Source organism: Microbacterium sp. TWP3-1-2b2, assembly GCF_049896145.1.
Lineage (GTDB): Bacteria > Actinomycetota > Actinomycetes > Actinomycetales > Microbacteriaceae > Microbacterium.
In genome coordinates, this window is record NZ_JAFCTS010000001.1 from 2,052,516 (window position 1) to 2,063,258 (window position 10,743).

Sequence of the window (10,743 nt, forward strand, 5' to 3'; positions counted from 1 at the left end):
TTTCGGCGGAGACGAGGGGATTTGAACCCCTGGACCCCTTGCGAGGTCTCCACCTTAGCAGGGTGGTGCACTAGGCCGGACTATGCGACGTCTCCAGGCATCCGACTCGAAAGCACGGATGCGCTCGTCCATCATAACCGGTCAGAACGCATGCCACGAACCGGCCGACTTCACTCCTGCGAGTCGGCGAGCAGGCGCGCGGTGGCGGTCGCCATGTGGACGGCCATGGCTGATGCGGCAGCATCCCCGTCACCTGCACGCACCGCGGCCAGCACAGCCTCGTGCTCGGCGACCGCCCGCTCCGCCTGCGCCGAATCGTGCACCGCCCGATCCGCGTACACCTGCAGGAGCGAACGGATGACGTGCACATGGTCGGTCAGCGTCTCGTTGCCCGCGGCTTCGGCGAGTGCGTGGTGGAACTCGAGGTCGGCCTTCGCGAAGGCCGACAGGTCGCCGACGGTCTCGCGCATCCGCTTCACGCTCTTGTCGAGTCGGACGATGACGCCGGCATCCGCCCGCGCCGCCGCGAGGCGGGCGACGTAGATCTCCAATCCCTCGCGCAGTTCCAGCAGTTGCGCCGTGTTGCGTTCGCCGATCAGCAGCCCCCAGCGCAGCGTCTGCGGCAGAAGCTCACTCGCCAGACCACGCAGGTACGTACCCGAGCCGGGCCGGACATCGACGATGCCGAGGATCTCGAGAGCCGCGAGCGCTTCGCGCACCGCCGAACGTCCGACGCCGAGAGCAGCGGAGAGCTGCCGTTCGGGTGGAAGTCGGGTGCCGGCAGCGACAGATCCACTCGTGAAGAGATCGAGCAGACGGCGTGCGACCTCGGATACCGGCGTCCCGGCAGGCAGCGCGCTCAGTGCTGCCGTGATGTCATCAACCGGTTCGCCGGGGTATGCGGGCATGGGTTCAACTTACCCGTCGAGGAAGGAATGAGGAGACTTGCAATTGGTCAACCGGTTTGCCAAACTCGAGACAACGCACTGGCCATCACCCGTGATCAACGTCGATTCAGGAGTCACCGTGGACAACACCCAGACCGAAAGCGCGGTCGCGAAGTCTGCGATCCGCAAGGTCGCGATCCGGCTCGTGCCGTTCGTCGCGCTGATGTTCTTCATCAACTACCTCGATCGAACCGCCATCGGATTCGCCTCCCCGAACGGCATGAACGATGACCTCGCCCTCAGCGCAGCACAGTTCGGCTTCGCCTCCGGCGTCTTCTTCATCGGCTACATCCTGCTCGAGGTGCCGTCGAACCTCGCCCTGCACAAGTTCGGTGCCCGCCGCTGGCTGGCCCGCATCATGGTGAGCTGGGGCATCGTCGCGCTGCTGTTCACCTGGGTCCAGAATTTCGAGCAGCTCGTCGTTCTGCGATTCCTGCTCGGTGTCGCCGAAGCAGGCTTCTTCCCTGGCGCCATCCTCTTCCTCAGCCTCTGGGTCCCCGCTCGCTACCGTGGCCGCATCCTCATGCTCTTCTATCTGGCACAGCCCCTGACCACGGTCATCGGCGCACCTCTGGCCGGTGCTCTCATCCAGCAGCACGGCGTCTTCTTCGGCCTCGAGGGCTGGCGCTTCATGTTCATGGGTGTGGCGCTCCCGGCGATCGTGGTCGGCGTCATCGCCTGGTTCTATCTGAAGGACAAGCCTGCCGACGCGAAGTGGCTCACCGCGGAGGAGCAGACCTGGCTCACTGGTGCGCTGGAAGCGGAGCGCAAGACGACCGAGTCCTCGGAGAAGCACGTCTCCGCACGATTCGCGTTCTCGAGCGGACGCGTCTGGATGCTGTCGTTCATCTACTTCGGCTTCATCTACGGTCTCTACGCGCTGGCGTTCTTCCTCCCCACGATCATCGAGGGATTCCAGACGGACACCGGCGGCGAGTTCGACGTGTTCCAGAAGGGACTCATCACCGCGATCCCCTATCTGCCGGCAGCGATCGTCATGTACTTCTGGTCGAGGGATGCCGGCACGCGCGGGCTCAAGACATGGCACATCGCCGTGCCTGCGCTCGCAGGCGCAGTCTCGATTCCCTTGGCACTGTTCATGGGGTCGCCCGTGGCGACGATGGCGGTCATCACCGTGACCGCCTGTGCGATCTTCGCAGCGCTCCCGAACTTCTGGACCCTGCCGACGCAGTTCCTCACCGGTGTCGCCGCCGCAGCGGGCGTCGCTCTGATCAACACGATCGGAAACCTCGCGGGCTTCACGGCGCCGTACATCACCGGCGCCGTGCACGACTGGACCGGCGGGTACGAGGTGCCGATGTTCATCGTCGGCGGGTTCATGCTGTTGTCGGCGGTGCTGATGGTCGTTCTGTCCCGTCGCAATCGCAAGACGCCGGATGCCGGGGCCGTCGAGCGGGCCGATTCGGTGGTAGGCGAAGGATGATCGGCCTCGGCACCTACGCCTACTTCTGGCGGCACTCCGACCGCGTACCGCAGCCGATGAGTCTGATCGGCGCGTTCGAAGACACCCGTGCACAGGGTGTGGACCTGTTCCAGATCTGCGACTACGCACCGCTCGAATCGATGAGCGACTCCGAGCTGCGCGATGCCGCGGGAGCCGCCCGCGACCTCGGCCTCACGATCGAGTTGGGCACGAAAGGCATCGTCACCGAGCACCTGGGCCGATTCCTCGAGCTGGCCCAGATCTTCGATGCGCACTTGGTGCGGAGCATGCTCTACGGTGCGGACTCTCGCCCTTCTCTCGCCGAGGCCGAGTCCTGGCTGCGGCATGCCCTTCCCGCCTACGAGGCCGCCGGTGTCACCCTCGCCCTCGAGACCTACGAGCAGCTCGCCACCGCTGACCTCATCGGCGTGATCGAGCGCGTGGGCAGCGAGAACCTGGGGATATGTCTGGACCCGGCCAACGTCGTTGCTCGCCTCGAATCACCGCGCATCTGCGTCGAGCAGACGGCTGCACTCACGAAGAACGTGCATGTCAAGGACTTCGCCTTCGCCCGCCAGCCGGGTTGGGTCGGCTTCACGTACAGCGGCACCAAGATGGGCACCGGGCTTCACGACTACGACCATCTGCTCGCCACCGTCCGTCCGCGCGAGCGCGGCATCAACGAGATCGTCGAGCACTGGCTGCCATGGCAGGACGACGCCGCGACGACCATCCGAACCGAGCGGGAATGGACCCGCGCCACCCTGGAACACCTGAGGAGCACACTGTGACCGACATTTCGACAAGCTCAGCAATCTACAAGATCGCCGTCATCGGCGCGGGCGGCAAGATGGGCATGCGCGTGTCCGACAACCTCGTGAAGACCGGCCACACCGTCTGGTACGTGGAGAACTCCCCCGCAGGCCGGCAGCGCACGCTCGACGCCGGCCGCGAACTCACCGATGCTTCTGCGGCAGTGGCCGATGCTGACATCGTCGTACTCGCCGTCCCGGACCTCGCGCTCGGACCGGTCACAGCCGACCTGGTCCCCCAGCTTCGGCCCGGCGCGATCGTGCTCACGCTCGACCCGGCCGCCGCGTACGCAGGCCTCCTCACCACTCGCGACGATGTCATCCAGGCCGTGGCGCACCCGTGCCACCCGTCGATCTTCCTGCAGCGTGAGACACCCGAGCAGTGGGCGGACACCTTCGGCGGTATCGCCGCCCCTCAGGATGCCATCGCCGCGATCGAGAGCGACGACGACGCCAAGAAGGCGATCGTCGAAGCCACTGTCCGCGCGATCTATGCTCCCGTCATCGACGTGCACTGGGTCACGATCAAGCAGCTCGCCCAGCTCGAGCCGACCCTCGTGGAGACGGTCGCCTGCATGATCGGCGCACTTCTGAACGAGGCGTTGCAGGAGACGGTGAACACGATGGGCGTTCCGGAGGCCGCCGCGCGCAGCATCCTGTACGGTCACACGCAGGTGGCGCTCGCGAACGGTCTGCGCGGAGACAACCCGTTCAGCGACGCGTGCCTGATCGCGATGGACTACGGCAGGGAGAGCATCATCAAAGACGACTGGAAGAAGATCTTCCGCGACGACGAGCTCGACAAGAACCTCGCTCGCATGCTGCACCTCGACAAGATCGAGCGTTGAGATGACCCGCCTCGCTGGAAAGACCGCACTCGTCACTGGTGCCGGTGCAGGGATCGGACGCGCGGTCGCCGAGCGTTTCGCCCGGGAGGGCGCCCGCGTGATCATCGCCGACCGGGATGCGGATGCCGCGGCATCCGTCGCCGCGGAGATCGGCGATGCGGCACGCGCGGCAGTCGTCGACATCTCGGACGAGGCATCCGTCGAGGCGGCCTACGCCGAGCTCATCGCCGCAGGGTGGAGCCCCGACGTGGTCGTGGCGAACGCGGGAGTGCAGTTGTTCGGGCAGGATGCCAAAGCTGCAGATCTCGATCTCGACGTGTGGCGCCGCACGATCGACGTGAATCTGACCGGCACCTTCCTCACGGTCAAGCACTCCGTCCGGGCGATGCTCGCCTCCGGAGGCGGTTCGATCATCCTCACCGGAAGCCCCACCGGCCTCAACGGCGAGGGGCAGGACTTCACCGCGTACTCGGCTTCGAAGGCAGGCATCCACGGCCTCGCGCGCACGGTCGCCGCCGCGTATGCTCACGACGGCATCCGAGTGAACACTGTCGTGCCGGCCTACACCGAGACCGGACTCGTCTCCACGATCTCCGACGACCCCGACTCACGCGCGGCGATCATCGGACGCATCCCACTGGGTCGTGCAGGAAACCCGGCAGACGTGGAGGGCATCATGGTGTTCCTCGCCAGCGCCGACGGCGAGTTCGCCACCGGCGCGCTGTTCGCCGTCGATGGAGGGATGACGACGCTGTGAACTGGCTCGAAACGTGACCTCGACGACGTGGTGGCGCGGCGACACAGCGACGTGGCAGGCAGAGGGGTGGTCCTTCGAACTGCGCGGTGATGAGCTCGCGGACATCCGACGCGGTGGCGAGGTGATCCTGCGTGCCGTGCGAGCGGTCGTGCGCGACCACGGCTGGAACACCGTCCCCACCAGCGTCACGGCGACGGAATCCGACGAGTCCTCGCTCAGGCTCGTCCTGCGCCATGAGGGGTTCGGCGCCGAGGTGGTCTCCACGCTCACGGTCGAGACGAGCGGAGACGAGCTCCGAGTCACGTGGGACGCCGAGAACCTTCGCGTGTTCTCGACCTGCCGCACAGGGCTCGTGGTCCTGCATCCCGCAACTGACGCCGGGCGCCGCGTCACCGTGACGCACTCCGACGGCGCAGTCGAGCAGACCGCCTTCCCCACCCGCATCAGCCCGCACCAGCCCATCCTGGACATCCGTGCTCTCGAACTTCATCCCACAGGCGATGCGGATGCCGCGACCACGATCCGCTTCGATGGCGACGTGTTCGAGATGGAGGACCAGCGCAACTGGTCGGATGCCTCGTTCAAGACGTACAGCCGACCGCTCGGCCTCCCCTACCCGTACCCGATCGCGGCGGGCGAGCGCGTACATCAGTCGCTCACCGTCGCCGCCGTGCGGACCTCGACCGCCGAGTCACCACCGTCGGCGGAGATCGTCCTCGTCGAAGGCGGCCCGTTTCCCGCTGTCGGTGTCGAAGCCTCGACCGCACCAGGTCGCGGAAGCCGATGTGCAGATGGCAGCTTCCGCGTCGTCGAATTGAACCTGACCACGCCGACGTGGTCGGCGGCCCTGCGCAGAGCCGCTGCTGACGGACTCCCCCTGGACGTGCGTCTCGTGATCGACCAGGACCCGAAACCCCTGGCGGATGCCGCACGAGCACTCGCACACCACCCGGTCGTGGCCGTCACCCCGTTCGACAGCGTGCGTCATGTGAGCGACGAGGGCACTGTCGCGCGCACGCAGGCGGCGTTCGACGACGCAGGCGTACCCACTCACCTTCGCGCCGGCGCCCGATCGCACTTCACGGAGCTCAACCGTGAGCAGGATCGCATCCCCGACGACGTCCACGGCATCGTGTTCACGACCACGCCGCTGTTCCACTCGCTCGATACCGAACAGCTCGTCGAGGCACTCCCCATGCAGCGCCTCATCGCAGCTCAGGCCGTCGAGATGGCAGATCGGCGCCCCGTGCACATCGGGCCCGTGACGTTGCGTCCTCGGTTCAACAATGTGGCGACGTCTCCGGAACCGGCGCCGACGCTGACGGATCTGAGCGAGGGCTACGGGGCCCAGTTCACGGGCGCGGAGGACGAACGACAGAATTCAATGGAGCTCGCGGCCTGGACGATAGCGAGCGCCGCGGCGCTCGCCGTTCCCGGTGTCGAGAGCCTGTCGTGGTTCGAGACCTGGGGGCCGCGCGGTCTGCGCGATGCCACCGGAGCGCCGCGCTTCGTGGCGGAGGCGATTACCGCGCTCTCGCCGCTCGCGGGACGGATGCTGCTCTGGGGCTCCAGTCCCGATGGACTGCTCTGGGCGATCGGCGCCAGAGCAGATGACGAGGATGTCGTGCTGGTTGCGAATCTGGGGCGGGTGCCGAGGACGGCCACCGTCGAAGTGCCCGAGCGCACGGCGGTCAAGGACGTGATCCCGGCTGGCTCCTGGCTGCGTCTGACGACACGAAACTGATGACCACAGCCGAGAACACGAGCGTATACGGTGCAGTTCGACGCCGCGCTTGACCCTCACGCGACGTGAGGATCCAGGCTGTCTCACATGACTGATCACTTCAATGCATTCGAGATGAGCCCCGTTCCCGACGGCCCCGATGCCGTCGCCCCGGATCCGTTCCGAGGCATATACGCGATGCCGATGTTCGTGAAGATCCCGACGCGGGATCTCCAGGCATCGACAGATTTCTGGGTGCGCGGACTCGGCTTCATCGACCTGTTCAGCGTTCCCGGACAGATCGTGCACCTGCGACGATGGGCGTTCCAGGACGTACTGCTCGTTCCCTCGGACGACGATGCGGTCCCGACAGCGGCATCGACGGTTCAGGTGTTCGTCTCCTGCGTCCTCAGCCAGCTCGACTCCGTGGCCGACGCATGTCGAGCCATGTCACCGGGTTCAGTGACGGGACCGTACGACACGGCGTGGAGGACGCGCGACATCACCGTCATCACGCCGGAGGGCGCGCAGGTCACGATCACGGCCGCGACGCCGTTCACTCCCGACAGTGATGTGGGACGCAATTTCGCATCCGTCGGGATTTTCGCACCGGAAGACTCCGAAGGAGGAGCACAATGACATCGATGGTTGACAACGAGATCGATGAGGATGCGACCGTTGGCGTGGCAGCCGACCTCCTCGGGCTGACCGTGCGCACTCTTCATCACTGGGACGAGATCGGTCTCGCGTCGCCGTCTCGCCGCACACCTGCGGGTTATCGTCTCTACACCTGGGACGACCTCGAGCGCCTCAGCCGCGTCGTGGCGTACCGTGAGGCGGGCCTCACGCTCGACGCGATTCGTGATGTGCTCGATGATGCGACCGCTGAGATCGGCGATACCTTGCGCGAGCAGCGGGCCCAACTTGCCGAACGGATTCACGATCTGCAACAGCTCGACGAACGCCTCGAGCGCATGACCGAGGCGCACGAGCGCGGCATCCTGATGAGTGATGACGAACAGCGCGAGGTGTTCGGCGAAGAGTGGGACCCGGAGCAGTCGCGCGCGGCCCGCTACGTGTGGGGAGGGTCGAGGCAATGGGCGCAGTTCGCAGAGCGCTCAGCGTCCCGCTCGCAAAGCCAGTGGCGGGAACTCTCCAGGGCCATGTCCGCCCTCCAGCTCGACCTGGCCGATGCGGTGAGCCGGGGTGTCGTGCCCGGGAGCGAGGACGCGGATGCACTCGCCGAGCGCCACCGTCAACTGTTCTCGCACTTCTTCCCGCTCACACGGCAGATGCAGGTGTGCCTGGGGCGGATGTTCGAAGCCGACCCTGGATTCGCTTCGTACTACAACGGTATCGGCGACGGGCTCGCCACATGGTTTCGTCAGGCGATCGATGAATCCGCGCGTCACCACGGCATCGATCCGGACACCGCGACCTGGGAGTGACGTCGCGGTCCGGAGTTCAGCCAGACGTCGACTGACGGATGACCAGTTCAGGCCGGAAGCGCACATTGCGTTCGTAGTCGCCATCGGGGTCATCGATAGACCGCAGCAGCAAGTCGACCGCGGTGTGCCCGATCAGCTGTGCCGGCTGACGGATGGAGCTCAGAGGCACGACTGTGGCCGCCGCGAAATCGATGTCGTCGTAACCGATCAACGCGATGTCTTCAGGAACTCGGAGCGTCCCGAACATCGAGAAGGCCTGCAGCAGACCGACGGCCAGCAGGTCGTTCGCGGCGAAGATCGCGTCCGGCCGGTCCGGCTGCCCGACGATCACTTCGCCGGCTTCTCGACCGTTGAGCACCGTGAGCGCCGGCATCTCGATCAGCTCGAGAGTCGCGTCCGGAGCCTCCTCCACAGCGCGACGCGCTCCGGTCAGACGGTTCGCGACCTGCGCGATCGATGACGGCCCCCCGATGAACGCGATCCGGCGTCGGCCGATGTCGATCAGATGCCGCACAGCGAGGTATCCGCCCTCGATATCGTCCACCGATACAGAGCAGAAGGTGCTTCCCGGCAGCTCATGATCGACGAGAACGACCGGGATTCCGGCATTCTGCACGCGCTGGAGCTTGTCGACGTCGTCGGTTGCGGGGCTGATCAGCACACCGTTCACGCGCTGCTCGCGGAAAAGGTCGAGATAGCGGTCTTCGCGGGAAGAGTCCTCGTCGCTGTTACCGAGCAGCACCGACAGCCGATCATCCTCAGCCCTCGCCTCAGCGCCGCGGGCGACATCCGCGAAGAACGGGTTGCCTGCGTCTGGCACGACGAGGCCGATGCTCCGGCTTCGCCCTGCGCGCAGCTGGCGGGCGGCGTCGTTGCGGACGAAGCCGAGTTCGTCGATCGCGGCCAGCACTCGCTCAACCGTGTCCGCGGCGACTTTGTCGCGCCGGTTGAGGACGTTGGAGACCGTGCCCACCGAGACGGATGCCGCCACCGCGACATCCCGTACACTCACTGCCACCCGCTGCTCCTCGTCCTTCGTGCTGAGCGCGAGTGTACGGCATCCGGCAGCTGCTCCCCAGCCAGCGCTCCGTTGCAGAGCCCGCGCCGGAACTCGTCGCGCAGACGCGCTTGCGGTCCGCGTGACGCCCGCTTAGTATTGAAACGATTCACGCCATCCCGTCCGACCGAGGAGCACGTCACCGATGACAGCCGTTACCCGCGTCTGCTTTCAACTGAGGGTCCGCCCAGAACTGCTCGACGAGTATCTACGTCGCCACGCACCCGTCCGGCCCGAGATGCTCGCCGAGATCGCCGCCGCCGGCCGGCGGAATTACTCTCTGTTCCTCGGCGAGGGCGGCCGACTGATCGGTTACTACGAGACCGACGACGATGCTGCCGCCCAGGCGTATCTCGCGCAGTCCGAGATCGCCACCCGGTGGGAAGCCGAGATGGCACGGTTCTTCGTCGATCTCGAAGGTCGCCCCGATCAGGCAGCGACCCCGCTCACTGAAGTCTTCAACCTTGCGGATCAACTGTCCGCCACAGCATCCGCACCATCGCCCGCAGAAAGCAGCAGATCATGAGCATCCTCACCCCCGCGATCCTCTCGGAACTCGAGAAGCAGTCCATCGAGCTCCCCTCATGGGCGTTCGGAAACTCCGGCACTCGTTTCAAGGTGTTCGGCACCCCTGGCACCCCGCGCGACCCGTGGGAGAAGATCGCCGATGCCGCGCAGGTGAACAAGTACACCGCCCTCGCTCCGACCGTCGCGCTGCACATCCCGTGGGACCTGGTCGATTCCTTCGACGACCTGCGCAAGCACGCCGAGGACCACGGCGTCGCCCTCGGCACCATCAACTCGAACACCTTCCAGGACGACGAATACAAGTTCGGAGCCCTCACGCACGAGGATGCCGCGATCCGCAACAAGGCCATCGATCACCACCTCGCCTGCATCGACGTGATGGATGCGACAGGATCTCGCGACCTGAAGATCTGGCTCGCCGAGGGCTCGAACTACCCGGGGCAGGCCGACCTCCGCGGCCGTCAGGACCGATTGAACGAGTCGCTCCAGAAGATCTACGCGCGCCTCGGTGACGACCAGCGCCTGGTGCTGGAGTACAAGTTCTTCGAGCCGGCCTTCTACCACACCGATGTTCCCGACTGGGGAACCTCGTACGCCCAGGTCAGCACGCTCGGCGACAAGGCGATGGTGTGCCTCGACACCGGTCACCACGCTCCTGGTACGAACATCGAGTTCATCGTGATGCAGCTGCTGCGTCTCGGAAAGCTGGGCTCGTTCGACTTCAACTCACGCTTCTACGCCGACGATGACCTCATCGTGGGCGCCGCCGACCCGTTCCAGCTCTTCCGCATCCTCTTCGAGGTGATCCGCGGCGGCGGCCTGAACAACGCCGACGTGGCATTCATGCTCGACCAGTGCCACAACGTCGAGGACAAGATCCCCGGCCAGATCCGCTCCGTGCTCAACGTGCAGGAGATGACAGCTCGCGCGCTGCTCGTCGACAAGGATGCTCTGACCGCCGCCCAGAAGTCGGGCGATGTGCTCACCGCCAATGCGGTGTTCATGGATGCCTTCTACACCGACGTGCGCCCGGCACTCGCCGAGTGGCGTGAGTCGCGGGGCCTCGACGGCGACCCGATGGCAGCGTACGCTGCATCCGGTTACCAGCAGAAGATCGCCACCGACCGGGTCGGCGGAGTGCAGGCAGGCTGGGGCGCGTGAGCGGCCGGCACGGTTCTG

The 10,743-nt window shown here is 65.9% G+C and carries 11 protein-coding genes and 1 tRNA gene; 9 read left to right on the plus strand and 3 right to left on the minus strand.

The genetic code is table 11. The annotated features are described in order from the left end of the window. Nucleotides 1-6: 6 nt before the first annotated feature. Nucleotides 7-95 (minus strand) — tRNA-Ser (locus ACP7AR_RS10165). A 75-nt stretch (nt 96-170) separates the two neighbouring features. Then, the gene (locus ACP7AR_RS10170) at nt 171-908 is read right to left on the minus strand and encodes a FadR/GntR family transcriptional regulator (protein ID WP_426185325.1); all 738 of its coding nucleotides are present in this window, start codon (nt 906-908) and stop codon (nt 171-173) included. Nucleotides 909-1,110: 202 nt separating this feature from the next. On the opposite strand from ACP7AR_RS10170, the gene ACP7AR_RS10175 reads away from it, so the two are divergent. The 7 genes from ACP7AR_RS10175 (at nt 1,111) to ACP7AR_RS10205 (ending at nt 7,979) form a co-directional block, all read left to right on the plus strand. After that, entirely contained in the window at nt 1,111-2,391 is a 1,281-nt protein-coding gene (locus ACP7AR_RS10175) for an MFS transporter (protein ID WP_426187708.1), read from the plus strand. Continuing rightward, complete coding sequence (locus ACP7AR_RS10180; protein ID WP_426185327.1) at nt 2,388-3,182, plus strand: sugar phosphate isomerase/epimerase family protein; 795 nt, start codon at nt 2,388-2,390, stop codon at nt 3,180-3,182. Before ACP7AR_RS10175 ends, ACP7AR_RS10180 begins: the two co-directional genes overlap by 4 nt. Further along, a complete protein-coding gene (locus ACP7AR_RS10185; RefSeq protein WP_426187710.1) occupies nt 3,140-4,051 on the plus strand; it encodes a phosphogluconate dehydrogenase C-terminal domain-containing protein in 912 nt (303 codons plus the stop codon). The genes ACP7AR_RS10180 and ACP7AR_RS10185 overlap by 43 nt, the downstream gene beginning before the upstream one ends. Nucleotide 4,052: 1 nt before the next feature. Then, nucleotides 4,053-4,808 carry an SDR family NAD(P)-dependent oxidoreductase gene (locus tag ACP7AR_RS10190; RefSeq protein ID WP_426185329.1) on the plus strand — a complete coding sequence of 252 codons (756 nt, stop codon included), beginning with the start codon at nt 4,053-4,055 and terminating at the stop codon, nt 4,806-4,808. Between the two features lie 13 nt (nt 4,809-4,821). Next, nucleotides 4,822-6,552 carry a hypothetical protein gene (locus ACP7AR_RS10195; RefSeq protein WP_426185331.1) on the plus strand — a complete coding sequence of 577 codons (1,731 nt, stop codon included), beginning with the start codon at nt 4,822-4,824 and terminating at the stop codon, nt 6,550-6,552. Between the two features lie 87 nt (nt 6,553-6,639). After that, nucleotides 6,640-7,170, plus strand: coding sequence for a VOC family protein (locus ACP7AR_RS10200; protein WP_426185333.1), 531 nt, complete (start codon nt 6,640-6,642; stop codon nt 7,168-7,170). A gap of 5 nt (nt 7,171-7,175) precedes the next feature. Continuing rightward, a complete protein-coding gene (locus ACP7AR_RS10205) occupies nt 7,176-7,979 on the plus strand; it encodes a MerR family transcriptional regulator (protein WP_426185335.1) in 804 nt (267 codons plus the stop codon). A gap of 16 nt (nt 7,980-7,995) precedes the next feature. Here ACP7AR_RS10205 and ACP7AR_RS10210 read toward each other — a convergent pair whose 3' ends face one another. After that, nucleotides 7,996-8,997 (minus strand): LacI family DNA-binding transcriptional regulator, encoded by a 1,002-nt coding sequence (locus ACP7AR_RS10210; protein WP_426185337.1) that lies wholly within the window; start codon nt 8,995-8,997, stop codon nt 7,996-7,998. A gap of 184 nt (nt 8,998-9,181) precedes the next feature. Here ACP7AR_RS10210 and ACP7AR_RS10215 point away from each other — a divergent pair, with 184 nt between their 5' ends. Continuing rightward, nucleotides 9,182-9,562 carry an L-rhamnose mutarotase gene (locus ACP7AR_RS10215; RefSeq protein ID WP_426185339.1) on the plus strand — a complete coding sequence of 127 codons (381 nt, stop codon included), beginning with the start codon at nt 9,182-9,184 and terminating at the stop codon, nt 9,560-9,562. Then, nucleotides 9,559-10,725: an L-rhamnose isomerase gene (gene rhaI / locus ACP7AR_RS10220; protein ID WP_426185341.1), complete on the plus strand. Its 1,167-nt coding sequence runs from the start codon at nt 9,559-9,561 to the stop codon at nt 10,723-10,725. The genes ACP7AR_RS10215 and rhaI overlap by 4 nt, the downstream gene beginning before the upstream one ends. Nucleotides 10,726-10,743 lie beyond the last annotated feature (18 nt).

Excerpts from the sequence above, each read along its gene's own strand:
- ACP7AR_RS10170 (WP_426185325.1), bottom strand. The coding sequence starts at position 908 with ATGCCCGCATACCCCGGCGAACCGGTTGATGACATCACGGCAGCACTG.
- ACP7AR_RS10175 (WP_426187708.1), top strand. The coding sequence starts at position 1,111 with ATGTTCTTCATCAACTACCTCGATCGAACCGCCATCGGATTCGCCTCC.
- ACP7AR_RS10180 (WP_426185327.1), top strand. The coding sequence starts at position 2,388 with ATGATCGGCCTCGGCACCTACGCCTACTTCTGGCGGCACTCCGACCGC.
- ACP7AR_RS10185 (WP_426187710.1), top strand. The coding sequence starts at position 3,140 with ATGGACCCGCGCCACCCTGGAACACCTGAGGAGCACACTGTGACCGAC.
- ACP7AR_RS10190 (WP_426185329.1), top strand. The coding sequence starts at position 4,053 with ATGACCCGCCTCGCTGGAAAGACCGCACTCGTCACTGGTGCCGGTGCA.
- ACP7AR_RS10200 (WP_426185333.1), top strand. The coding sequence starts at position 6,640 with ATGACTGATCACTTCAATGCATTCGAGATGAGCCCCGTTCCCGACGGC.
- ACP7AR_RS10205 (WP_426185335.1), top strand. The coding sequence starts at position 7,176 with ATGGTTGACAACGAGATCGATGAGGATGCGACCGTTGGCGTGGCAGCC.
- ACP7AR_RS10215 (WP_426185339.1), top strand. The coding sequence starts at position 9,182 with ATGACAGCCGTTACCCGCGTCTGCTTTCAACTGAGGGTCCGCCCAGAA.
- rhaI (WP_426185341.1), top strand. The coding sequence starts at position 9,559 with ATGAGCATCCTCACCCCCGCGATCCTCTCGGAACTCGAGAAGCAGTCC.